Here is a 24,098-nt window from a genome sequence, read left to right as displayed (position 1 = left end):
TCTCATTTTTTTCATAATTAATTATCTTAATTCAGGATTATTTTTTTGTTGCGTTATACAAGGCTATAGCTTGTTCTGCTGTTAATGGACTTGCGCAAATATTGATGTCATCTACAAGTGCCGGTGCTGCTTTCCACCAGGTTTCGTATCCTAAATAAAAATCGGAAGAAGAGGTAAACATATTAACCACATTACTAAAATCAGTTATATCACCAGCATAGGCAGCATTGTTTTCAAAGTCAAATTTGAGTTCCCCATTGTAATACACCTCAAAACCACTATTTGTAATATTAATACTAACTAAAGTCCATTTTCCAACTTCCAATGCATTTTCATCATTATTATTGTGACAATCGAAGTATCCGCCTGTTCCATTGTATCCTAAATAACCGATGGCATTGAACCAAAATTTACTTGTTCCATCATTCAATACAAATATCTGATCCCACCAATTCAGAGTCGGAGGATTAATCCACATACTAACACTTATGCCATCGTTCTCAACAGTTTTTCCTTTTAAAGGATTGTCAAATCTTGTATAAGCCCATCCGTTCTCATTTCCTGTCCATCCTTCTTGCTGATGCCAAACAATTCCACGCTCAGCATCTTCTTCAAACCCTGATGGAGTGGCTTGAGCTTCAACGGTAATAAATTCTCCACTCTGACTGCTGTTCAAAGCGTTTTCAAAAGTATTATCTAAAGTGTATGTGCCATATAAATTAGGCAAATAGGCAGGACTGGTGATTACACCACCATTAGATTTATTGGTATCCGCATAAAGATTTTTAATCTCATCTTCTGTAATAGGACGAGTAATAAGAAAAATGTCATCTACTAATGCAGGAGCAGCCTTCCACCATGTTTCGTAGCCTAAATAGAAATCGGAGGAAGAGGTAAACATGTTTACCACATTGGAAAAGTCGGCTAAATCACCTCCGTAGGCAGCGTTATTTTCAAGATCAAACTTAAGTTCTCCGTTATAATATACTTGAAATCCACCATTCGTAATATTAATGGTTACAAAAGTCCAAACACCCACCTCTAAAGCATTTTCGTCATTATTATTTTGACAATCAAAGTATCCGCCTGTCCCATTGTATCCTAAATAACCGATGGCATTGAACCAAAATTTACTGGTTCCGTCATTCAATACAAATATCTGATCCCACCAATTCAATGTTGGAGGATTAATCCACATACTCACACTTACGCCATCTTCAACAGCTTGTCCATTTAAAGGGTTATCAAATCGAGTATATGCCCATCCGTTGGCATGATCTGTCCAGCCCTCCTGTTGATGCCAAACAGTCCCGCGCTCGGGATCTTCCTCATATGCAGAAGGCGTAGCCTGAGTTTGAACGGTAACAAGTTCACCATCCTGAAGTTCGTTTAAACTATTTATAAAAGAGTTATCAAGTTTGTAATATCCTACGGTACCTCTTGGAGGAAATTCGTATGGCTCCGCAACATTCGACACCTCAGGAACTGCTATTTCTTTTTCAGTAATTACGTTACGGTATATCATTAAATCATCAATCCACATAGGTTGAGGCTGAGTGGAGGAACCATATCCTAAATACAAATAAGAGAAATTAGAAAAAGCTTCTATGATTTTTGAAAAATCATAATCTATAATCGTTGCTTCTAATTTACTCTCACCATCAACATATATAATGTACCCATTCGTTTTTATAATAATGGCTAAATAATGCCATTCATCAGCTATTAGTAAATCTGTTTCAACATCAGCAGGGTTGTTCACTTCATAAGAATCATCTTCACTTGTGTAACTAAGCCATCCATTGGGTGTAAAAAACAGTTTTTCGCTATCGTCTTCATTAGCAAAAGAGAAGATCGCTCCGTTTAAATTACCTTCGGAGGTTTTAACCCACATAGTAAGCGATGCCCCAGTCTGTAAACTTACATTCTTCAATGGATTAATAAATTGAATGTATCCTCCAGAAAGTTGAACAACCTTTCCTTTAAATTCATCTGACACGATTTTGGGTTCTTGACCACTCTCATAAGAACCTAGAACAACTTCATCCAAAGATCCTGGATCAAACTCATACTCCCCTTTCAATACCAACTTAGGGTAGACTTGATTTCCTGCCTCAGGGTCCATCTCGCCCCATTCCTGACAGGACCAGATTCCCTGCAAGCCGAATATTGCAAGCATCAACAACAACCTGTTTGTTAATTTCATTTTCATAGCATTTGTTAACAATAATTATTTATCTGATTTTAAGCATAATTTTTATAAAGCCATTTTCACAATACCTATACTAACCGTTTAAATCAAGAGAATAAAATATCTCTGTTCGCATATCAAAAATGGTTACCTATTCCTTGCGCACAAATCAAAATTTTTAAACCAAACACAAAAAAGTGTTACAAAATGTTAATCAAAGATATAGTACATCATTAAGAGGAGGGTTCACTCTCGTATTTTTGAGGAGGATTTTTAGTTATTAAAAAAGGGAATATTGGCAAATTGAGTTTCTAATAATCTTAACTTTATATGCTAAAACAATGACACCTAAAAAATTACAACAATACCCCATCGTTAATACAAGAATAAAAAAGTATAGTTTGTGTGAATATTTAAAGATGTTATCCAGCATCAAGTATCAAAAAAAAACTAATGTTTAAGTGTTTGATAAGTAATATTCAAATTTCAATGGCTTGTATAGTCCGGAAAAAATGTCCTTAACATGGTAAATAACCATCTTAAGGACATGTTATGGAAATACAAATATTGGTGGTAAATCTTTTGATTTAAAGGAGGGGAAATTACGTCGCTAAAAATAAAAGTTGGGGCTGTGGGGTTTAACTTTCCAAAGAAACATCACAAAGCAGAATCCCCCGGGTCAAAAAATTAACACAGGATCCTCGGCATTTAGCCACTTTTTCAAAAAAGAACACAACGAACTTTCTCAAACTATTTATCTGATTTAAGAGTTGGCAAGGCCGCAAAGCAACTCTTTGAAACAGAGAAAAACATTTCCGAAATATGTTTCGAAAGCGACTTCAATAGCCCGTCAAATTTTAACAGGATTTTTTAAAACCAAAAGGTTGCACACCAAAAGAATTTAGAACGCAACAAAAATTAATGACGAAACATTAACAAGGAAGGCTATTCAGAAAACTCCAGCCTAGCGCATCAAACAACGGTCAAGCAACCATTATCGCCACTTGACCTTAACTATTTCTCTTGGTTTATCAATATTGTCAGGCAATGTTTCACGAACCGCTGCTTTCAGACGGTCTATGAGCAACGGACGATTAAAGCTGGTGTGAGTAACCAAACTAACTTCCCGCGCTGGCTCTGGCATTACAAACCGACGTATATATTCTTTATCACTGCCGTTAACCGATAATTCGGGCACCAGTGTATACCCAATTCCCTTCTTAACCAACCCTTTGAGAGTTTCAATAGAACCACTTTCGTAAAAAAAGTTGAACTTACGGGTTGTAAAATTACCATGGCAAATATTCAACGCCTGACTACGAAAACAGTGGCCTTCGGCCAGCAGCAACAATTTAGAGGCATCTAAATCATCTCCATCCACCTCCTTTTGATTCAAAAGAGGATGCCCCACTGGCGCATAAAACAAGAACGGCTCATTAAAAAGCATCGTCTCACTCAAATCACGCTCGTCGGTAGGTGTTGCCATAATGGCCACATCAAGACGGTCTTCGCGCAGTGCTTTAATAATCATTTCCGACTCCATCTCTTCAATATGAAGTATAGTATCGGGATTCTCTCGCACAAAAGTATCCAAAAATAAAGGCAATAAATGGGGCGCCAATGTTGGTATAATACCCAATCGAAAGTCGCCCTTTATGGTATTTATCTCCTCGTACAGACTATTTTGAAGGTCGTTTAAATCATGTAAAATACGACGCGATCGGGATATAAACAATTCCCCTTCGGCAGTAGGCTTCAGAGGTTTTTTAGACCGATCGAACAGCAATACTCCCAATTCATCTTCCAACTTTTTCAGCTGCATAGTAAGCGTCGGTTGCGTAACATGACAATGCTCGGCTGCTGTCACAAAATGTCGATGATCATCAAGCGCAACGATATATTCTAATTGCTGAATGTTCATTTACTCATATTAACTATTCAAACATACTTCTCATGCGACTAAAAAAATTCTGCTCCTCACCTTTTTTTGGTGTGAAAGCCTCCGAGTCTTTCAGCTTCTCAATAATTTTAGAGTCCTCGCGCGAAAGCTCCTTTGGTATATAAACACTTATACGCACCAATAAATCTCCATGCTGATAGCTATTTACCTCAGGTAGTCCTTTGCCCTTTAGTCGTAATATTTTACCCGGTTGAGTTCCGGCATCTATTTTCACTTTCACTTTTCCTTCTACAATAGGTATCTCAACGGTAGAACCTAAAATAGCATCGGGAATACTTAAGGTCAGATTATAGATAAGATCCCGACCTTCGCGAATCAAATCGGGGTGCGGCTCCTCCTGTATCAAGACCAATAAATCACCATTAACACCACCACGGCGTGCAGCATTCCCTTTACCTGAAACAGATAGTTGCATCCCTTCTTCAACGCCGGCAGGTATACGTATTGACAACACCTCCTCTTCTCTCAGCAACCCTTCACCATTACAATGAACACATTTTTTGGTGATAACACGGCCTTCGCCCTGACAAGTGGGGCAAGGCGAAGAGGTCTGCATTTGACCCAAAATAGTATTCGATACACGCGTTACATGTCCGGTGCCGTGGCAAGTATTACAAGAACTGTATGCCGTCCCGTTATCAGCTCCAGTGCCATTACAGTGGCTACAACTAACATATTTCTTGACCTTAATTTTCTTTTCAACGCCATTGGCAATTTCCTGAAGATTAAGCTTCACCTTCACCCGGAGATTGGTTCCTTTGTTTACACGCTGAGACGAGCGTGATGATCCAAAACCGCCAAAGCTGCTAAAACCACCAAAACCACCACCAAAAATATCACCAAAATGCGAAAAGATATCGTCCATGCTCATTCCGCCGCCAAAGCCACCGCCTCCACCGGCTGCACCTCCCACTCCGGCATGCCCAAACTGATCGTAACGACTTCTTTTCTCGGGATTACTCAGCACCTCATAGGCCTCAGCAGCTTCCTTAAATTTTTCTTCGGCCTCATGATTCCCCGGATTTTTATCGGGATGGTACTGAATGGCTTTTTTGCGATAAGCCTTTTTAATCTCCTCAGCCGTGGCACTTTTACTAACTCCTAATATCTCGTAATAATCACGTTTTGACATAACCGGTTGGTTTTGTTTTAAATTTTATTCGCCTACAACAACTTTAGGGAAGCGGATGACTTTATCGTCGAGCATATACCCTTTTTGAACACAATCAATAATCTTCCCCTTCAAATCTTCTGCAGGAGCTGGAATTTTTGTAATGGCTTCATGCAGATCCAAATCAAAATCCTGTTCCTTCGTCTCGACCTCTTTCACGCCGTTCTGATTCAGAAAAGTGATAAATTTACTGTAGATTAAATTGATACCCTCTTTAACTGCATTCAAATCACTGGCTGTATCCAAATGCTGAATCGCTCTTTCAAAATCATCAACCACCGGTAAAATATTCAAAAATATCTTTTCTCCGGCCAAACGGGTTAATTCCATCTTTTCTTTCAACGTCCGTTTACGATAATTATCGTATTCTGCAATCAAACGAACATGTTTATCGTTCAATTCGGCTAATTTTCGTTCCAGAATCTCAACTTCACTTTCAGCAGGAGTTTCCATTTGAGGAGCTTCCTTAGACTCTTTTGATTCCGCAGTCCCTTTTGACTTTGAAGAATCATTTGATTTTGATTTTGAAGGTTCAGCTGACTCGGAAGAATCGTCAATCACCTCATTATGAGGTATATTTTCTGAAGAATTCTCAACACTATCTGCCTCCACTTCCTTCTTCAACTTTTCTTTATTTTTACTTGAAGACTTTTTATTACTCATATCTAAATATTGTTATTTCGATTATTAATCAACTACTTAACAAACACTGAACACAAATATCAATGTTTAAAAAATAATATTAGGCACAGAATCCCTGCCAGCGGGCAAATTTAGACAATTTTCCTGCCAAATTCCCATAACTAGACAATTTGACAGCCCACACACCAAAGGCATCATCCAAAACTGCAAGAATGACAAAAGCAGTGTCGTACCGACACTGCCTTTGTCATAAAAACCAATTCTAAATTCAAGTTCTCTATCTCAAAATCCAAGCTAACATCAATCCTAACGTGAACCAAAAGCCAAATGACTGATATGCTGTGCATCCAAACGCTGAAGCGTGGCCTCAATATGCCTGACGTCAGAGCTTCGGTCCACAATACGGCCTTCACCATCAATCAAAAAACTCATCATTTGATCTTCCACAGAAAAAACTTCTGCCAATTTTGATTCACTACCTTTAAAATCACACAAGTGATAAAAATTTTCAATTCCATCGCGTTCAATAGAGCTTAAGTAAGGTGCTTTGAACCGATCAAGAGAAACACTTACAATTACTAATCCTTCGCTCTTATAAAAAGATTTGAGGCGATATTGCTCCAAAAGTATTTTTTTACTGAAATTTTCAATTCGTGATGGCGCATCGTAAGACGCCCAAAAGCTAACCAAAATCATCTTACCTTTAAGTGAGTCGGTACTAAAACCTTTACCACTAATTAATCTGGCATTGATCTCGGGGGCTTTATCGCCAACTTCCAAACCCACACGTGGCTCTTGCGAGCCATTCATAAAGGATAAAAACACCAATCCGGCGATAACAAATAACGAAACAGCTTTAAGTTTCATGCATTTCTTTTAGGTAAATACTATCGGCAAAAACAATTTGTAAACTTTACAAAATTCACGCAAACCAAAAGGTTACATTTTTACCGGTGAATTATCACGACAAAAGTATGCTATAAAACATCAATATTCAAGAAAATAAAGCTTGTAAATGTTAAAAATTATATTTAAATTAAAACGCATGGTGTGTAATATGCTAATAATCAACACTTTAAGCACCTAGCAAAAGAGAAGAAAATTGACCAATGGCTCATTTTTTTGCATGAACGGTCATTTACAAACGACGAATAGAAGCCCCCAATGCATTCAGACGAACATCAATATTCTGATAACCTCTGTCAATTTGCTCAATATTATGAATAATACTGGTTCCCTGGGCCGACAAGGCGGCAATAAGCAAAGCAACGCCGGCACGGATATCCGGGGAAGTCATAACACTTCCACGTAGCGGATTTCGGTGGTTATTACCAATAACAGTAGCACGATGAGGATCGCAGAGTATAATTTGCGCACCCATATCAATCAATTTGTCGACAAAAAACAGACGACTTTCAAACATTTTTTGGTGAATCAGAACACTTCCTTTAGCTTGTGTTGCCACTACCAGAAAAACACTAAGCAGGTCGGGTGTCAGACCTGGCCAGGGGGCATCAGCAATGGTCATAATAGAACCATCGATAAACGTTTCAATAACATACTCCTCCTGCGCAGGCACAATAATATCCTGTCCTTTAATCTCCATCTGAATACCCATGCGCTCAAACGAAAGCGGAATAATACCGAGCTGTTCGGGTGCTGCATCCCGAATGGTAATATGACTACGCGTCATAGCAGCCATGCCAATAAAACTACCGACTTCAATCATGTCGGGTAATATTGTATGCTGACACGAGCCCAATTGGTCAACGCCATTAATAATAAGCAGATTGGAACCTATTCCATTAATATTAGCCCCCATACTCACCAACATTTTACAAAGCTGCTGAATATAAGGTTCACATGCCGCATTGTAAATAGTCGTGATTCCTTTTGTGAGTACCGCTGTCATAATAATATTAGCAGTACCTGTCACCGAAGCCTCATCCAACAGCATATAGGTGCCATGAAGAGACGTCGCATCAACAGAATAAAAAGTCTCGTCGGGATTATAATCAAAACGTGCGCCTAACTTTTCGAAGCCATAAAAATGAGTATCCAATCGACGACGACCTATTTTATCTCCTCCTGGTTTTGGAAAATAAGCTTTTCCGTAACGCGCCAGCAGAGGCCCCATAATCATAATGGAACCACGTAAGGAAGAAGCTCTTTGGCGAAATTCAGGTGTTTGAAGATACTCAAGGCAGACATTATCGGCCTTAAATGCACAAGCGTTGGGTGAAGTACGGGTAATCTCAACACCCATCTCTTCCAATAAAAAGATAAGATTGTTAACATCCAAAATGTCCGGGATGTTATTAATAACAACTGTTTCGGGTGTCAAAAGGACGGCGCAAATAACTTGAAGTGCTTCATTTTTAGCGCCTTGAGGAAAAATATCGCCCTTCATTCGGCAAGCACCCTTTATTTCAAAACTGCTCATTTGAAAATTGCTTCACAAAAAAACAAACGTTTTTTCTGTTTAAACTAATCCCTGGACTTACGAACATAATGCCGCTTACGCTGACGATTGATATTATTGTTATTGGGCAAGTGACTTTCTCTGATTTCAGGGCCCTTAACCAATTCCAAATCAACGTCCAGCTTACCATGCGAAAGCTTATAGATATCCTGTTTTATACGTTCATCGGTAGCATAATCCTTGTTCCAGCTCAGCAAAGATTTTCGCATATGATTGGACAACAAATTGATAAGATGATTCTTCAACTCCCCCTCTTCCATCTCAATTGCTTTTCCTATCATTTGTTCAATAAGCTTCCCATAATGTCTAAAAGCCATTTTATTCTCACTATAAGGCACGACACTGGGTTTACCCACAAAATTATCACGTTGGGGAAGCGAATAAGGGAAATCGATGTCAATTTCGAAATCAGACATAATCGCCAAATGATCCCATAATTTATGTTTAAAATCGCTTACATCGCGCAAATGTGGAAATAAATTTCCCATCACAGCCACAATAGCATTGGCTGCACGGGTTCTCTCCTCCCTGTCTTCAATATTTTTGGCATAGTCAACCATTTTGTGAATATGCCGTCCGTACTCAGGAAGTACAAGAGGTTTACGTTGTGAATTGTAATCCATCAATTAAAAATATGATTTAAAAATAATATACAATAATCAAAAACAGCTTCTTAGGTGCGGCAGGTAAAGTTTTGAAAATAAAAAAAAGAAGCGGAGATATTTAATGCCTAGGGCCAAAATTACTTCAATATTTTTAGTTTGGCAAACTTTAACAACAATTGTTTCTGTCCGGCGTTTTCAAATGATACTGTGGCTTTTACATTGGGAGCAACACCTTCCAGGGCGACCACTTCACCATAGCCAAAACGATCGTGCTCAACTTTGCACCCCAATACAATGCCAGAGTTATCGACACCTGTCCGATTGCCAAAACGTGGTGCCGAACCGGCATCTGACGTCCGCTCACGATAATTAAACTCTGGTGTCTTTCTTTTAAATCGACCAGCCATACTGCCAGCCGATGACCTTCCAGACTCAAACCGAGGCGTTGCAGAGGCGGGACGTTGTTTAACCGACACTTCCGAATCATCCAGATATTTAGAATCAATATCAGAAAAAAAACGACTGGGCGTAGCAAACGAATGCTCGCCATATTTAAATCTGCTACGCGCATACGACAATGTCACATTCTTCTCGGCGCGTGTAACAGCAACATAAAACAACCGCCTCTCTTCCTCAATCGCCTGTTCCGAATAATTTGACATGGAAGAAGGAAACAGTCCTTCCTCTACACCAACCACATAAACATAAGGAAACTCCAGCCCTTTGGCCGAATGAATCGTCATCAAAGTTACCTTGTCATTGTCATCCGACGTATCTGTATCCTGATCGGTAAGAAGTGAAACCTCCTCAAGAAAATGAACCAACGTATTCTCCAAACCAGCCTCCCGGCGACCTTCTGTAAAATCACGAACCCCGTTAATCAATTCATCGACATTCTCAATACGCGTTTGCCCTTCGTTGGATTTATCCTGATGCAACTCCTTTAGTATTCCACTCTGGGTCACTATTTCCGACGTCAGCTCATAAGCATCCATATTGGGGACCTGATTGATGAACCCGCTTATCAGCGCCGTAAAGCTACCCAGCTTTTTCAGTATGCCGGCATTAAAACCCAGCGACGATAAAGATGGATGTGAAAGCACTTCCCACAACGACAAATCATTAACAGCAGCTGCAGCAGTCAATCTATCCAAAGTGGTTTTTCCTATACCACGGGCAGGGTAGTTAATAACTCGTTTCAAAGCCTCGCCGTCGCGCGGATTAACAGCCAGTCGCAGATAGGCGAGCAAATCTTTAATTTCCTTACGTTGATAAAACGACAGCCCCCCATATATTTTGTAAGGGATATTATTTTTACGCAATGCCTCCTCAAAAATACGCGATTGCGCATTGGTGCGATATAAAATAGCAAACTCAGCATACGAACTACCGTTTTCGAGGCGCTGCGTCATCAAATTCTTAACCACCAAAAAACCTTCTTCCATATCGCTGATTGCCGACAAAACTTTAATTTTATCGCCGGGTTCCTTCTCCGAAAAAACCACTTTTTTTATCTGTCCCTTATTATTTGCTATGATGCTATTGGCAGCATTGACGATCATTTGGGTAGACCGATAATTTTGCTCCAGCTTAAATAATTTGTACTCGGGGTAATCGTTTCTAAAATTCAGGATATTCTCAATTTTAGCACCCCGGAAGCTATAAATACTTTGGGCATCGTCGCCTACCACACAAACGTTGTGATGTTGCTCAGCCAGTTTACGAACAATCAGATATTGCGAAAAATTGGTATCCTGATACTCATCTACCAATACATATCTGAACTGCTGCTGATAACGAGCCAATGACTCGGGATGATCGCGAAAAAGTACATTGGTATAAAGCAATAAATCATCAAAATCCATGGCCCCGGCCTTACGGCATTCCTTAACATAACGCTGAAAAATCTCATGAACCTTTGGCACATTTGCCGAACGATCAGCAATCATACGATGCTCATCACGTGCATAGGCTGCCGGCGTAACCAAATCGTTTTTGGCACCTGAAATTCTGGATAATATAAGACCTGGCTTATACTCCTTACCAACCAACTTCATCTCCTTAATGATCGATTTGATCAGACTCTTCGAATCGGCAGTATCATATATGGTGAAATTAGAAGAGAAGCCAATATTTACAGCTTCCTTTCGTAAAATTCGTGCAAAAATAGAATGAAAAGTACCCATCCAAAGACTTTGGGCAACCTCATCGCCAACAATAACACCAATACGTTCTTTCATTTCGCGCGCTGCCTTATTGGTAAATGTCAACGCCAAAATACGCCATGGCTCAACACCTTTTGAAAGAAGATAGGCTATTCGATACGTAAGAACCCGGGTTTTTCCTGATCCGGCTCCCGCAATCACCAGGGAAGGTCCGTCTCCTGCCACTACGGCCTCACGTTGAGCCTCATTCAATTGACTGAGATATTGTTGCACGATATACTGTCTTTTTTTAAATTAATGTTTGCAAAAAAAGTCCAATCTCTACGTTATGCTTGTCTCCCAGATAATTATTGATCACCATAGTAAACTCACATTATTCGGACCTCGCAAGCCTTGAGTTTAAACTTGATGGCCAAACTCCCGAATTTATGGACAGGCACTAATTAACCCGAACCGTCATAAACGCCGGCAAAAAACAAAAATAAGTATTTAGAAGAGAACCACAGGACAGATTTACAACAATTATTTAACTAATTATGCGTTTATCAGTTACCGACAAAAAATGTAACTTAGCAAAGTTTTAAAGCAATAAAAATAGCGATGAATCATATAACCAAGCAATTAACATTAGCCATTTTACTCATCACATCATTTCAGGCCCATTCACAAATTACTGCGCCAGGAGCCTCGGGAAGCCAAACGACCAGCTTTGGAGACCCTATCTATTTTTTCACATCACCAACGGGACAAATTCTGACTTATGTGGCCTCTGATGCCAGTGCAGATTACACCTACGAATGGATAAAACACAACCCCATGGACAATTCATGGACAAACATTCTTGAATCGGGGAGTGGAAATCAGACATCTCTGGTGATAACAGACGAAGGCGGCTATGGCTTAAAAATCACCAAATCGGCCAGCGAAACCGACTTTTACCGATGCTGGGTTTATGAACCAGCCATCAGTAACCAATCTATTAAAATAACAGACGAAGACTGCTATGGTCTGACGCTCCAAACCGACTTTGAGTCGAAGCCATTGATCTGTTATAACCCCGTCAGTGGAACGGCTGAAAATATAATTTATGATGTAAATTATACATGGACAGCCACGCCTGCACCCGATAATACCATCGCATCGAGCCCGACCGTAAAATTGGAGGCCCCCGTCGAAGATACAAACTACACAGCAACGATAACAGACATGGCAGGGCAAACCATCGAAGCATCTCTTGATTACACAGCCATTGCCGTAGAGGCCAGCTATACATCGGAAGAATTAAAAGCCGACATTCCAACGGAAATTCATACAACGACCGAAGGTTCGGCACCCATCGAAATACGTTTCACCGACGAAAGTAAGGGACATATAACATCGTGGGGATGGCGTTTTACAAATTCCAATGTATCAAAAAGTGACCAAAATCCCTTTCACGTATTTACAACCATTGGAAAAGATACCGTACTTTTAACTGTGACCAACGGAAGATGTACAGATATTGTTGATGACCCGCTCGTGGTAATAATTTTTGAATCACTTTTGGAAGCCCCAAACACCTTCACGCCTAATGGTGATGGCATTAACGACGAATTCAGAGTCGTATACCGATCCATAAAAAAATTCAAAATGATTATTTTTAACCGCTGGGGACGCCAGGTTTATGTATCTAGCGATCCGGAAGAAGGTTGGGACGGATCCATCGGCAACGGGAAAGCAACCCCTGGCGTCTACTTTTACACAATTGAAGCAGAAGGCTATAATAGTGAAGAAAAACATAAATTAAGCGGGCCGGTGCACCTAATACGAGGCAAATAAACGTTACACCCGAACAAAACATTCCGGTTTTATCAGCGACTCCCCTTTAAAACGGAGAAACAGCTGGGCCGTTGCCAGTATATCTTTTTCGCAATAAACAGCAATTCGTTCCGGATTATTTTCCACGTAATAGACATGAGCCACCTGACTGCCATCAATGTCATCCTTAGGCGTAGGAATACCAAAAACTTTAGTCAGCAGAGCCAAAGATGTATAATGCTTATAATCACCAAACTTCCATAAATCCAGCGTATCTAAAAACTTCACTTCCCAGGGTTTCTTCCCTGCAACATTCAATGCATCGGGCAGTCTTAAATTATTAATGAGCATGCGCCGGGCGATATACGGGAAGTCGAATTCCCTGGCGTTATGGCCACAAATCTGATGTTTTGGACTAGCCATCCAGCCCGAAAGCATCTGCCCAAAGTCGGATAGCAGCTGCTTTTCATCGTGTCCATAAAATGATTTTGCCCGAAACCATCGCTCACCATCTTTTTGAATGATCACTCCGGCCGAAACACATACTATTTTTCCAAACTCGGCATAAATACCGGCACGCTCGTACACGTCAGCCGGACCTTGTTCTTCTGTTCTAAAATAAGTTGATTTTTTATCCCATAAAACCTTAAAATCATCATCCAATTCATCGAAGCCTGATTGCTGAGGCACCGTTTCGATATCAATAAACAACACATCATCAACATTAAACGACTCAAGCATAATTCTTAAATTTTAATTAATCATCCTTCAAATTTCGCAAAATATATTGTGCTAAAATATCTATGGCCACATGGTTATTCCCGCCCTGAGGAACAATTAAATCGGCATACCGTTTGGTCGGTTCAATAAACTGAAGATGCATCGGTTTAACCGTATCTTCATATCGTTTCAGCACCTTACCAACCGTACGACCGCGTTCTTCCATATCACGTTGAATCACTCTCATCAAACGGTCATCGGGGTCGGCATCAACAAACACTTTCAGATTCATCAGACTACGAAGTTCGGGATGCGTCAACACCAAAATCCCTTCAACAATAATAACGTCACGCGGAATCATTCTCACAGTTTGTGGTTGCCGGGTGCAGGTAAGATAGGAATAAACAGGTTGCTCAATGGCCTTACCAATCTGTAATTGACGAATATGCGACACCAGCAGATCAAATTCAATGGCATCGGGATGATCAAAATTAATTTTCTGGCGAACATCAATGGGCAGATGACTGCTGTCTTTGTAATAGGAATCCTGAGGCAAAACCGCCACCCGATCAGCCGGGAGCTGTTCAATAATCTTTCGCACCACAGTTGTTTTTCCCGATCCGGTTCCTCCGGCTATGCCTATAATCAACATAAATTCCTAATTTACGAATTAATCACTATTTTAGAGGTGTTGATATAATCTCAATGAAACAGATAAAAAACTTAACCTAAATAAGCATTACACCCATATTATTGATTTCAATGCGATACCAACCTATTGACAACCAAAATGACCAAAACAATATGTCGGCAAATTTATTTAGGATACGTATATAAAATCGAACTTCTGCGTTACGCCTGACCTCAAAATGATTGCTAAAAAACAGTTGATTACAAAATAAAGAAAAATAGAATTAAATTTGGATAAATATTAAAAAACTTAAAACCAGAAAAAAATGATTAAACACATTGTTCTGTTTCAATTTCAACACAATGCCGATCCCGAGGCTCATAAGAGACTGATAAAAGAAATCAAAAAATCACTGGAAAATTTAAGAGAAATAATTCCTGAACTAAAATACATTGAAACGGCATTAAACAACAATCCGAACGAGAGCTATGATCTGTCGTTAATAAGTGAATTTGCCACCTGGGACGATTTAAAAACATACAACTTACATCCCGAACACCAAAAAGTACTACATATTATTCGTCAAAATTTATCACAACGGGCCTGTGTTGACTACGAGTTTTAGCAAAACAGGCCTCAAACAATGCAGTAGCTGTGAGGTTTAAAACAACCACATCGTTAGCAGGTGTCAGTATACACAAAAAAGAAGTAGACTGACTCAGACATCAGTTACACCTGATCCGAATAATAGGCTTTTGGCAATTCGCGCAGATTATACTGTGAAGCCATAACCTCACCATAGGCCCCTGCTGAACGGATAACAACCAAATCGCCCCTCGAAGTTTTTGGCAACGCCAGTTGTTTTCCGAACGAATCGGAAGACTCACAAATTGGGCCCACCACATCATATTTTTCTTCGGGAGCCACACTTGACAAATTTTCAATTTTATGGTGCGCCTGATACAACGCCGGACGAATCAAATCTGTCATACCGGCATCAATAATCGCAAACTTAGTTTTAACACCTTCCTTAATATACAATACCTTTGAAATAAGACTTCCACATTGCCCCACGATAGCTCGACCCAATTCGAAATGAACCTGCTGATCGGCCCTCAAATCCAAATTATCATTGAAAATCTTAAAATAATCTTCAAAATCGGGCATTGGGTTAACTTCCGGTTCATCATAGTCGATGCCAAGGCCACCCCCTACATTTATAATTTTAGGATAAATTCGGTGTGAGATAAACCACTTTTGCAATTCATTTATTCGCACACACAGTTGTCGGAATGACGACAAATCCATTATTTGAGATCCAATATGAAAATGCATCCCTTCCAGGTTGATATTTCTCATGCGGCCAATGGCATTGGTCACCTTTTCCAAATCCCAGTTATTGATTCCAAATTTATTCTCTTGTAAACCGGTAGTAATATAGTGATGGGTATTGGCGTTCACGTTGGGATTAATGCGAAGAGCAACATTGGCCACCTTACCTTTAGCCGCAGCAATATCGTTAATAACTTCCAGTTCGGGGATCGACTCCACATTAAAACATGCAATGTCATTGTCAATGCCCAATTCTATTTCCCAATCGGCTTTACCCACGCCGGCAAAAACAATTCCTTTGGGCGAAAACCCGACCTCCAGCGCCCTTTTTATTTCATAACCACTCACGCAATCAATACCAAAACCAAAACTACGGATCATTTCAAGAATCCGCACATTGGCATTGGCTTTAATGGCGTAATGAACTACATATTTATACTTATCTGCATTGTGTTTCACCTTCATCAGGGTCTTTTCAAGCAGATCCATATCATAAAAGTAAAATGGTGTTTTAATTTTCTGCAGTTTCTCTATTGGAAATGATTGGCTCATCCGTTTCGGTTTATTACATCACAATAATACAAAGTTGGCAACCAACAAGGTTACGTAAAATAACTCCCAACAATTAAAATAGCTTAGCGCTCAATGCTCTTAATGCGTCTTTTTTATGATCTGAAGCCACCAGCAAGGAGATATTATGATCACTACCGCCATAAGAAATCATGCGAACAGGAATTTCTTTAAGAGCTTCAAATATTTTGTTGGCATACCCTTTATTATCTCTTACCAGGTGCCCAACCACACAAACAATAACCTGGTCGCGATCAACTTCTACGGTTCCAAACTTACGTATGCTGTCAACAATATCCTCCAGATGCTTATCGCTATCGATGGTAACCGACACCCCCACTTCGGAAGTTGTGATCATATCAATCGGCGTTTTATAACTCTCAAAAATTTCAAAAATCTGACGCAAGAAACCGTAAGCCAACAACATACGTCCGGATTTAATACGGATAGCAGTAATACCATCTTTTGCAGCTACTGCAGCAATACCGGCATGCGATTCTTCAGCCGATATAAGAGTTCCCTTGGCTTTAGGGTCTAACGTATTAAGCAAACGAACAGGAATATTACCCAATTTAGCGGGTAACACACTGGTTGGGTGTAAAATTTTTGCACCAAAATAAGCCAATTCAGCCGCTTCATCAAACGACAAATGCGAGATAGACCGGGTATTTTCAACGTAACGAGGATCGTTATTATGCATACCGTCAATGTCGGTCCATATTTGAATTTCGCTGGCACTAATTGCCGCCCCAATTAACGAGGCCGAATAGTCACTACCCCCACGCTGTAAATTATCGATCTCACCAAATGCGTTCCGGCAGATATAACCTTGGGTAATAAACAGATCATAGCCCTTATTTTCATCCAAAAAAGTATTCAGATTTTCCTTAATAAAAGGGCTGTCCGGCTCACCATTTTTGTTCGTACGCATAAAATCCAAAGCCGGCAACAGCATTGAATTATAACCCTGCTCATTCAAATAAAAATTCATTAAAGCCGTAGAAAGCAACTCCCCCTGAGCTAAAATAGATTTTTCCTCGAAGACAGTAAAAACATCCTTGGTAAAAGATTTTATATAATCAAAATGAGAGAGAACCAAAGCGTGGCCTTTCTCCTTATACTCGGCAGTCGAAAACAGGGCTTCAACTTCGTTGTTATATAGACGCTCCAGTCTGCTTATAACTTCATTGGCCCCATCGTGATTCTTTTTATAAAGATAGTTAGCAATATCAACAAGGCTATTGGTCGTACCCGCCATTGCAGACAACACGACTATTTTACGTTCTTTGTCAACAATTAGCCGAGCTACTTCCTTCATTCTTTCGGCAGAACCAACAGATGTTCCGCCAAATTTCATCACTTTAATCATTTTAAAAGTTGATTTTTAGCTGTTTATTACCTGGTTTATCGATTGGGAATAACTAAAAGACGCCCTCTCGGATTGCAAATTTATAGCAATCCGACGATTATTATAATAAAAAGACAACAAAATCGTTACAATTTTAAAAATTTATAAGAAGTAACACTATCGATACTTAATGTGGCACATATACCTCCAGCAGCTTCACCGTCTTATCGGGCACAATTTCAATCTGCCTCAAATCGGCCGGAATTAAAACGGTTTCCCCTTTTGTAATATTCTCGGTACCGCCTTCATATTTTATCTCAGCTTCGCCTTCGGTAGCAATAAGAATTACAAACGAATCCAGCGGATAATAATCACGAATCACAGTATTTGTGGCCTCCAAAACACTGGTCGAAAAATAGGGACAACTCACCGCCTCCACCGAACGGTTTGGCTCCGGTTTATATTTAGTGACAAAATTATCGTATAACTTGTAATCGATCGCATCCTTAGCCTGCTGTGTATGCAACTCACGAGTTTTGCCATCCTTATCCACGCGTCCAAAATCATAAATTCGATAGGTAATATCCGAAGTTTGTTGAATTTCGGCAATAACAATTCCGGCGCCAATGGCATGAACCCGGCCGGCCGGAATAAAAAAGACATCACCAGAGTGTACCGGATGGCTGGCCAAAATAGACTCAACGGTATTATTTTCAACGGCCCTGACATATTCAGCGGGCTTCACTTCCCTGGCGAATCCATTAATAAGACTGGCTTCCGGCTCCGCCTGCATGACGTACCACATTTCTGTTTTACCAAATGACTGATGGCGTTCTTTCGCCAGCTGATCATCGGGATGAACCTGTATGGATAAAGCCTCACGTGCATCAATAAATTTAATAAGCAGGGGGAACGATAATCCAAATTTCTCAAAAACACGCTCACCCATTAAATCTCCCATGTATACTTCCATCAATTCGGTGAGACTATTGCCTTTCAAAAAACCATTACTCACCACTGAGATATCACCATCAACGCCGGATAACTCCCAGCTTTCGCCAATATTTTTCTGTCCTTTAAAATTCTTATTAAGATACGTCTGAAGCTTTTCGCCCCCCCACACCCTGTATTTCAAAATTGGCTCAAACTTGAGTGGATATAACTTACTTGTCATTTGATATATATATTTAATTTTTGGAAACCAACAATCATTTATCAGTCGAAGTTCGCGGTCATACTTCAACCACCAAAAAAACTTAACAACTACCAGACAGGAATGGCATAAGCCTTGACTTCTTTACCGGTAACTTCCTGATTGCAAAGAATGATTAAGCGTTCAATCACATTACGAAATTCACGAATATTACCGGTCCAGTCCAATTCCTGAAGGGCAGCAATAGCCGAGTCATCAAATTTCTTTTCAGCAATACCCAGCTCATTACAAATCATTGTATTGAAATGTGCCGTTAATAAAGGAATATCCTCTTTGCGTTCGCTTAACGAGGGCACATGAATAGGAATTACACTCAAACGATGGTAAAGGTCCTCACGAAAATTACCATTTTTAATTTCTTCCTGAAGATTTTTATTGGTAGCAGCCAGAACCCTTACATCCACTTTTATATCTTTATCGCTTCCCACACGCGAAATAACATTTTCCTGAAGCGCCCTCAGCACCTTGGCCTGAGCCGCCATACTCATATCACCAATTTCATCCAGGAAGAGGGTTCCCCCGTCAGCCTGTTCAAATTTACCTTTACGTTGCTTAACAGCCGAGGTAAAAGCACCCTTTTCGTGTCCAAACAACTCACTCTCGATCAACTCAGAAGGAATTGCCGCGCAATTAACCTCCACAAACGGCATGGCAGCTCTATGACTTCTCTCATGTAACCAACGCGCCACAAGCTCTTTACCGGTTCCATTACTGCCAGTTATTAATACACGGGCATCGGTAGGTGCCACTTTTTCAATCATTTGCTTCACCGCTGTAATGGCTGCCGACTCACCAATCATTTCGTAAGTTTTACTTACTTTTCGCCTTAAAACGGTGGTTTCAACCACCAAATCTTTCCTTTCAATTGCATTGCGAATGGTCACCAGCAACCGATTCAGATCAAGTGGTTTCTCAATAAAATCATAAGCACCTTTCTTTATTGCATCAACGGCAGTATCGATATTGCCATGCCCCGAAATCATAATGACAGGAGTCTCCGGGTCACGTTCCATCAACTTTTGCAACACCTCGATGCCATCCATCTCGGGCATTTTAATATCGCACAAAACCACATCAAACTTTTCTTTCTCAAAAAAACGGAGGCCCTCCATCCCATTTTCGGCAGTTATCACCTCATTCTTTTCATACTCAAGAATTTCTTTAAGCGTATTACGTATACTTTTTTGATCGTCGACAACCAGAATCTTTGACATGTTTAAACGTAATTAATATAAACGGCACCTCCAGCGGGTGTTAATTTCAGTATAAATCAGCCCGGCCAATACAATTATAATTCACTACTAATAATTTGTTGTATAGCCCCTTCTTTAAGAGCAAAAGAACATTGCCAAATTTCCTTTGGCCGCACATGTTCAAAAACACACTGAATTATAATAGTAGCAGGAATAATATTCTCAATACGCGATGGATCCATCCCCGGCATCGTTCTTCGAGTTGCTGCGTCAGAAGCCATTAGTCTATCGTGCAACACTTTATAACCGCTTTCTTTAAACTCAAAAGTGGTTCCCTTCGATAAATCCAACAAAGGATATTCCTCTTTGGCAATAATGGCTGCCAGCGTGTCAAAGGAACCGGAAGAACCAACTAATTTATAAATAGGATATTTAGCAACAGCTTCGAAAAGGGTTTCGAGCTTTGAATAGAGATACTTCTCAATATGTACAATTTCTTCACTGGTAATGGGATCAGAAGGCGTAAATTGCTCCAGAATTCGCGCCGTCCCGATGTTATAACTATCTTTCCACGCTATTCCGTTACGGTTTGCAATAATAAATTCCACACTACCGCCTCCAATATCCATGATAAGTGTATACTCTTTACCCAGTGGCACAACCTGTTTAATGCCGTCAAAAATAGTCTGAGCTTCCTCGTCACCAGGAATAACCCGAATGGTAAGCCCCAATTCTTGTTTTACCCGACGAACAAACTCAGCCCCATTAGTCGCACTTCGTATGGCGGACGTAGCAAAACAAAAAATGCTTTCCACCTGATATTCCGAGATGGTAATGAGATGGGCTGTTAAGCCCTCCACACCTCTCTTCATAGCCTCCGGCGTAATAGTGGCTTTGTGAATTCCCCCTTCTCCCAATCGGGCCTGATATTTCGATTCGGTCAAAACCCGATATGTGGAACCCTCAACCTCAGTAATCAAAAGATTAAAAGTATTAGTTCCAAGGTCGATAATGGCAACACGTGTTTTTTCCATATTTGTGATTCAGACAATAAACTTCAAAAATATTAAATTTTGCAACCTTTCCCTAATGAAATAAGAACAAGCAACATTCTCATTTCCCGGCTTGCCGGAACCACTTCCAAAGCTCTTTATAATCAACTTTTTTACCATACATCAAAATACCGGTCCGATAAATTCTGGCGGCAAACCAGGTCGCAAAAACAAAACCTCCAACCAATAACGTTAACGAGAGCAGTATCTGCCATAGAGGCACTTCAAATGGAATGCGGGCCATCATGACCACGGGCGATGTTAGCGGAATCATAGAAAACCAAAAAACCAAATCGCTGTGTGGATTTCTAAAAGCCGCCATTGCCACGTATAAAGCGATAATAATGGGAATGGTAATAGGAAATATAAACTGCTGTGAATCGGTTTCATTATCGATAGCTGCACCCACGGCAGCAAATAATGCCGCATATAACAAATAGCCGCCAATAAAATAAAGCACGAAGAAAAACAACGTTTGAAACGGATTCATACTGTTGATTATCTCTTTAATTTTATTGAAATCAAAGGTATTATCAGATAACCCCTGAGCAGCAACATCATTGCCTGCTACCATGGTTTCCATTCCATCCATTCGCGTTGGCATTTGCGAATCGGGAAACATCACGGTCTTTACACCCAATAAAATAATCACCGTTAAAAGCACCCATAAAAGAAATTGCGTTAGTGCTACCAAAGCAATTCCCAATATTTTCCCCATCATTAACTGAAAAGGTTTAATGGAGGAAATGATGACTTCAACAATACGATTGCTTTTCTCCTCCATCACCCCACGAAGTACCTGAGTGCCGTAAACAAAAACAAACATATAAGTTAAAAATGCAAAGAGAATACTCACAATCATTACTACCTCTGTGGAGCTTTCTTTTTCATCGCCGTCGGTTCCCAATTTAACCGTTGTAAGCTCTATCCCGACCGAATTGACCTCTGCAAGAATGTCATCGAGATGATCCACCTTAAACGATTTCAACTTTTCATTACGCAGATACTCTTTGAACGAATTACGGATATAGTCTTTCACATCCATTGTAATTTGGGCATCAGACAATAAGCGGATGGCGTTGGGGTGATCCAGCAAATTATCTGAGATAACAACGTATGCATAATATCCGCTTTCCGCAAAATTATGTCTTAATTCCGTTTCTTCTTCCACGGGAAGATATTCGTAACTTATGCGACCGGTATTTTTCAGCAAGCCCTGGTACAATCCACTTTGATCAATCACAGCCACCGTTTTAGCTTCGTCATCTTCCATCGACGCAAGCCAGGCAGGCACTACAAACATGGCAGCAAACAAAATGGGACCTAGTATGGTCATAATGATAAAACTCTTCTTTTTAACCCGGGTAAGATACTCGCGTTGAAGTACCAACGTAATTTTATTCATGTGTCTGCTATTTATATTTTTCTATTGGGGAAATATAACAACTATATGTGTATCAGCACCTAAACAAAAAAAACAATAATCATGGCTGTTTCGCCTGAAAGATATTAAGTTATAATTATTGATATTTGAATTACGGTCAGGCACTGATTCTTAACGAGACATTGACTCGAATTACTCTTTTCAATTACTCATTCTGTCCCACTACCCTGATAAAAACCTCATCCATCCCTGGGAGAACTTCAAAACAACTATGAATATGACAATAGGGCGACACCAGTTTAATGAGTTCGTTTAAAACGGCATCTTCCGGCATCTTAACAACCAACAAATCATGACCGTTAACACGCCCCTTTTGCTCTATAATAAAATGCTGTTTCAACAAATCCTCAATCGAAGCAGATGCCTGCGAATATTCCAATTGCGCCAGATTATCACGATATTGGTACCTAACCTGCGCAACTTCACCCGTCAGAACAGCCTTTCCTTTATTTATTAAAGTAATATTATCGCACAACTCTTCCACCGAACTCATATTATGAGTACTAAAAATAATGGTTGAACCTTCCTTTTTAAGATTAATGATTTCCTCTTTCAGTTGGTTGGCATTAATGGGGTCGAAGCCACTAAATGGCTCGTCAAAAATGAGAAGAGAGGGTTTATGAAGGATGGTAACGACAAACTGAATTTTTTGCTGCATTCCTTTTGACAGCTCTTCAACTTTCTTATTCCACCAGGATTCAATTTCAAATTTCTCGAACCAGTACTTCAATTTTTTCAAAGCCTCCTGCCGGCTCATGCCTTTGAGCTGCGCCAGATAAAGCGCCTGCTCCCCCACCTTCATTTTCTTGTATAGGCCTCGTTCTTCGGGCAAATAACCAATTTGAGAAATATGCTCACCGGTTAGCGGTTGGCCATTAAATAAAACCTGCCCAGTATCAGGCCCTGTAATTTGATTGATAATTCGTATCAGGGTTGTCTTTCCGGCGCCATTGGGCCCCAACAAACCAAAAATAGTATTTTCGGGAACTGCAACATTAACATTATCCAACGCCAAATGATTGGCATAACGCTTAACAATATTATTGGCTTGTAAAAAAGCTGTCATTTACGGAGTATTTAGTTAATTATAACCGTTTTCTCCACAAATATAAAAAAACTATCGTTCTAATGGACAGTTGGAAGTCGGTTAAGCACTGCATCCCCGGAAATAATTTTATCTGCCAAACTCTGAATGGTGGTATTGGCTGCCAGCTGCCGATACTGATCACGCACTACGGCATACTGCTTATGAATGGGACATGGAGCTTCGTCCGAACAACGGCTTAAGCCAATACCACAACGGGTAAACAGCTCATAGCCCTCCACCTGGTTAATAACCGCCAACAAGGTGAGCGGCTTACTCTCAGCGGCAAAAAAGAATCCCCCTCCTCGGCCCCGTACTGATTTAATAAAATCGTTTCTGACCAACCCCTGCAGCACCTTTGCTGTAAATTGTTCAGGGGCCTCAATTTCTTTGGCTATTTCCCTATAACCGGGACGATGCCCGTCCCGGTTGCTAATAGCAATATAAACCAAAGACCTGATAGCGTATTCCGCTGCTTTTGACAACATATCCTTGAAT

General features: G+C 40.2%; 20 protein-coding genes and 1 pseudogene. 3 read left to right on the top strand and 18 right to left on the bottom strand.

The features are described from left to right. Window positions 1-37 precede the first annotated feature (37 nt). On the bottom strand, window positions 38-2,206 hold the full coding sequence (locus tag ACT3CD_RS02650) for a LamG-like jellyroll fold domain-containing protein (protein ID WP_444642674.1): 2,169 nt from the start codon (window positions 2,204-2,206) through the stop codon (window positions 38-40). A 760-nt stretch (window positions 2,207-2,966) separates the two neighbouring features. Between ACT3CD_RS02650 and ACT3CD_RS02645 the strand changes: the two are divergent. Beyond that, window positions 2,967-3,065, top strand: a pseudogene (locus tag ACT3CD_RS02645) (AraC family transcriptional regulator); the annotation flags it as partial. 120 nt (window positions 3,066-3,185) lie between these two features. Here ACT3CD_RS02645 and ACT3CD_RS02640 read toward each other — a convergent pair. The 7 genes from ACT3CD_RS02640 to ACT3CD_RS02610 form a co-directional block, all read right to left on the bottom strand. Beyond that, window positions 3,186-4,112, bottom strand: coding sequence for a hydrogen peroxide-inducible genes activator (locus tag ACT3CD_RS02640; protein ID WP_444642672.1), 927 nt, complete (start codon window positions 4,110-4,112; stop codon window positions 3,186-3,188). Window positions 4,113-4,125: 13 nt separating this feature from the next. Continuing rightward, complete coding sequence (gene dnaJ, locus ACT3CD_RS02635; protein ID WP_444642670.1) at window positions 4,126-5,283, bottom strand: molecular chaperone DnaJ; 1,158 nt, start codon at window positions 5,281-5,283, stop codon at window positions 4,126-4,128. A gap of 24 nt (window positions 5,284-5,307) precedes the next feature. Next, on the bottom strand, window positions 5,308-5,985 hold the full coding sequence (locus ACT3CD_RS02630; RefSeq protein WP_444642668.1) for a nucleotide exchange factor GrpE: 678 nt from the start codon (window positions 5,983-5,985) through the stop codon (window positions 5,308-5,310). Window positions 5,986-6,270: 285 nt separating this feature from the next. Further along, a complete protein-coding gene (locus ACT3CD_RS02625; RefSeq protein WP_444642666.1) occupies window positions 6,271-6,831 on the bottom strand; it encodes a TlpA family protein disulfide reductase in 561 nt (186 codons plus the stop codon). Window positions 6,832-7,102: 271 nt separating this feature from the next. Next, complete coding sequence (gene murA / locus ACT3CD_RS02620; RefSeq protein WP_444642664.1) at window positions 7,103-8,407, bottom strand: UDP-N-acetylglucosamine 1-carboxyvinyltransferase; 1,305 nt, start codon at window positions 8,405-8,407, stop codon at window positions 7,103-7,105. A 44-nt stretch (window positions 8,408-8,451) separates the two neighbouring features. After that, window positions 8,452-9,069 (bottom strand): DUF4290 domain-containing protein, encoded by a 618-nt coding sequence (locus ACT3CD_RS02615; RefSeq protein WP_444642662.1) that lies wholly within the window; start codon window positions 9,067-9,069, stop codon window positions 8,452-8,454. Window positions 9,070-9,188: 119 nt separating this feature from the next. Beyond that, on the bottom strand, window positions 9,189-11,489 hold the full coding sequence (locus ACT3CD_RS02610; RefSeq protein WP_444642660.1) for an ATP-dependent helicase: 2,301 nt from the start codon (window positions 11,487-11,489) through the stop codon (window positions 9,189-9,191). A gap of 327 nt (window positions 11,490-11,816) precedes the next feature. On the opposite strand from ACT3CD_RS02610, the gene ACT3CD_RS02605 reads away from it, so the two are divergent. Further along, on the top strand, window positions 11,817-13,034 hold the full coding sequence (locus ACT3CD_RS02605; protein WP_444642658.1) for a T9SS type B sorting domain-containing protein: 1,218 nt from the start codon (window positions 11,817-11,819) through the stop codon (window positions 13,032-13,034). 3 nt (window positions 13,035-13,037) lie between these two features. Here ACT3CD_RS02605 and ACT3CD_RS02600 read toward each other — a convergent pair whose 3' ends face one another. Both ACT3CD_RS02600 and udk read right to left on the bottom strand, forming a co-directional pair. Continuing rightward, a complete protein-coding gene (locus ACT3CD_RS02600; protein ID WP_444642656.1) occupies window positions 13,038-13,754 on the bottom strand; it encodes a 3'-5' exonuclease in 717 nt (238 codons plus the stop codon). Between the two features lie 16 nt (window positions 13,755-13,770). After that, window positions 13,771-14,385 (bottom strand): uridine kinase, encoded by a 615-nt coding sequence (udk, locus tag ACT3CD_RS02595; RefSeq protein ID WP_444642655.1) that lies wholly within the window; start codon window positions 14,383-14,385, stop codon window positions 13,771-13,773. Window positions 14,386-14,689: 304 nt separating this feature from the next. On the opposite strand from udk, the gene ACT3CD_RS02590 reads away from it, so the two are divergent. Continuing rightward, on the top strand, window positions 14,690-14,989 hold the full coding sequence (locus tag ACT3CD_RS02590; protein ID WP_444642654.1) for a Dabb family protein: 300 nt from the start codon (window positions 14,690-14,692) through the stop codon (window positions 14,987-14,989). Window positions 14,990-15,093: 104 nt separating this feature from the next. Here ACT3CD_RS02590 and lysA read toward each other — a convergent pair whose 3' ends face one another. From lysA to ACT3CD_RS02550, 8 genes are all read right to left on the bottom strand, one after another. After that, a complete protein-coding gene (lysA, locus tag ACT3CD_RS02585) occupies window positions 15,094-16,248 on the bottom strand; it encodes a diaminopimelate decarboxylase (protein WP_444642652.1) in 1,155 nt (384 codons plus the stop codon). Window positions 16,249-16,321: 73 nt separating this feature from the next. Then, a complete protein-coding gene (locus ACT3CD_RS02580; RefSeq protein ID WP_444642648.1) occupies window positions 16,322-17,623 on the bottom strand; it encodes an aspartate kinase in 1,302 nt (433 codons plus the stop codon). A gap of 178 nt (window positions 17,624-17,801) precedes the next feature. Further along, entirely contained in the window at window positions 17,802-18,788 is a 987-nt protein-coding gene (locus tag ACT3CD_RS02575) for a type I phosphomannose isomerase catalytic subunit (RefSeq protein ID WP_444642646.1), read from the bottom strand. A gap of 89 nt (window positions 18,789-18,877) precedes the next feature. Then, a complete protein-coding gene (locus ACT3CD_RS02570; protein WP_444642644.1) occupies window positions 18,878-20,041 on the bottom strand; it encodes a sigma-54-dependent transcriptional regulator in 1,164 nt (387 codons plus the stop codon). A gap of 74 nt (window positions 20,042-20,115) precedes the next feature. Further along, window positions 20,116-21,054, bottom strand: a complete 939-nt coding sequence (locus ACT3CD_RS02565) for a Ppx/GppA phosphatase family protein (protein WP_444642642.1) — start codon at window positions 21,052-21,054, stop codon at window positions 20,116-20,118. Between the two features lie 79 nt (window positions 21,055-21,133). Next, entirely contained in the window at window positions 21,134-22,477 is a 1,344-nt protein-coding gene (locus ACT3CD_RS02560) for an ABC transporter permease (protein ID WP_444642640.1), read from the bottom strand. 184 nt (window positions 22,478-22,661) lie between these two features. Beyond that, entirely contained in the window at window positions 22,662-23,582 is a 921-nt protein-coding gene (locus ACT3CD_RS02555; RefSeq protein ID WP_444642638.1) for an ABC transporter ATP-binding protein, read from the bottom strand. Window positions 23,583-23,641: 59 nt separating this feature from the next. After that, window positions 23,642-24,088 carry an RrF2 family transcriptional regulator gene (locus tag ACT3CD_RS02550; RefSeq protein WP_444642636.1) on the bottom strand — a complete coding sequence of 149 codons (447 nt, stop codon included), beginning with the start codon at window positions 24,086-24,088 and terminating at the stop codon, window positions 23,642-23,644. Window positions 24,089-24,098: the final 10 nt, after the last annotated feature.

This window comes from Geofilum sp. OHC36d9 (assembly GCF_052400685.1).
Lineage (GTDB): Bacteria > Bacteroidota > Bacteroidia > Bacteroidales > Marinilabiliaceae > CAZHHH01.
This window is presented reverse-complemented; position numbering and strand designations above follow the sequence as displayed.

Excerpts from the sequence above, each read along its gene's own strand:
- ACT3CD_RS02550 (WP_444642636.1), bottom strand. The coding sequence starts at position 24,088 with ATGTTGTCAAAAGCAGCGGAATACGCTATCAGGTCTTTGGTTTATATT.
- ACT3CD_RS02555 (WP_444642638.1), bottom strand. The coding sequence starts at position 23,582 with ATGACAGCTTTTTTACAAGCCAATAATATTGTTAAGCGTTATGCCAAT.
- ACT3CD_RS02580 (WP_444642648.1), bottom strand. The coding sequence starts at position 17,623 with ATGAAATTTGGCGGAACATCTGTTGGTTCTGCCGAAAGAATGAAGGAA.
- ACT3CD_RS02560 (WP_444642640.1), bottom strand. The coding sequence starts at position 22,477 with ATGAATAAAATTACGTTGGTACTTCAACGCGAGTATCTTACCCGGGTT.
- ACT3CD_RS02625 (WP_444642666.1), bottom strand. The coding sequence starts at position 6,831 with ATGAAACTTAAAGCTGTTTCGTTATTTGTTATCGCCGGATTGGTGTTT.
- ACT3CD_RS02570 (WP_444642644.1), bottom strand. The coding sequence starts at position 20,041 with ATGTCAAAGATTCTGGTTGTCGACGATCAAAAAAGTATACGTAATACG.
- ACT3CD_RS02590 (WP_444642654.1), top strand. The coding sequence starts at position 14,690 with ATGATTAAACACATTGTTCTGTTTCAATTTCAACACAATGCCGATCCC.
- ACT3CD_RS02615 (WP_444642662.1), bottom strand. The coding sequence starts at position 9,069 with ATGGATTACAATTCACAACGTAAACCTCTTGTACTTCCTGAGTACGGA.
- ACT3CD_RS02640 (WP_444642672.1), bottom strand. The coding sequence starts at position 4,112 with ATGAACATTCAGCAATTAGAATATATCGTTGCGCTTGATGATCATCGA.
- murA (WP_444642664.1), bottom strand. The coding sequence starts at position 8,407 with ATGAGCAGTTTTGAAATAAAGGGTGCTTGCCGAATGAAGGGCGATATT.
- ACT3CD_RS02600 (WP_444642656.1), bottom strand. The coding sequence starts at position 13,754 with ATGCTTGAGTCGTTTAATGTTGATGATGTGTTGTTTATTGATATCGAA.
- ACT3CD_RS02650 (WP_444642674.1), bottom strand. The coding sequence starts at position 2,206 with ATGAAATTAACAAACAGGTTGTTGTTGATGCTTGCAATATTCGGCTTG.
- ACT3CD_RS02565 (WP_444642642.1), bottom strand. The coding sequence starts at position 21,054 with ATGGAAAAAACACGTGTTGCCATTATCGACCTTGGAACTAATACTTTT.
- ACT3CD_RS02575 (WP_444642646.1), bottom strand. The coding sequence starts at position 18,788 with ATGACAAGTAAGTTATATCCACTCAAGTTTGAGCCAATTTTGAAATAC.
- ACT3CD_RS02605 (WP_444642658.1), top strand. The coding sequence starts at position 11,817 with ATGAATCATATAACCAAGCAATTAACATTAGCCATTTTACTCATCACA.
- ACT3CD_RS02630 (WP_444642668.1), bottom strand. The coding sequence starts at position 5,985 with ATGAGTAATAAAAAGTCTTCAAGTAAAAATAAAGAAAAGTTGAAGAAG.
- lysA (WP_444642652.1), bottom strand. The coding sequence starts at position 16,248 with ATGAGCCAATCATTTCCAATAGAGAAACTGCAGAAAATTAAAACACCA.
- dnaJ (WP_444642670.1), bottom strand. The coding sequence starts at position 5,283 with ATGTCAAAACGTGATTATTACGAGATATTAGGAGTTAGTAAAAGTGCC.
- udk (WP_444642655.1), bottom strand. The coding sequence starts at position 14,385 with ATGTTGATTATAGGCATAGCCGGAGGAACCGGATCGGGAAAAACAACT.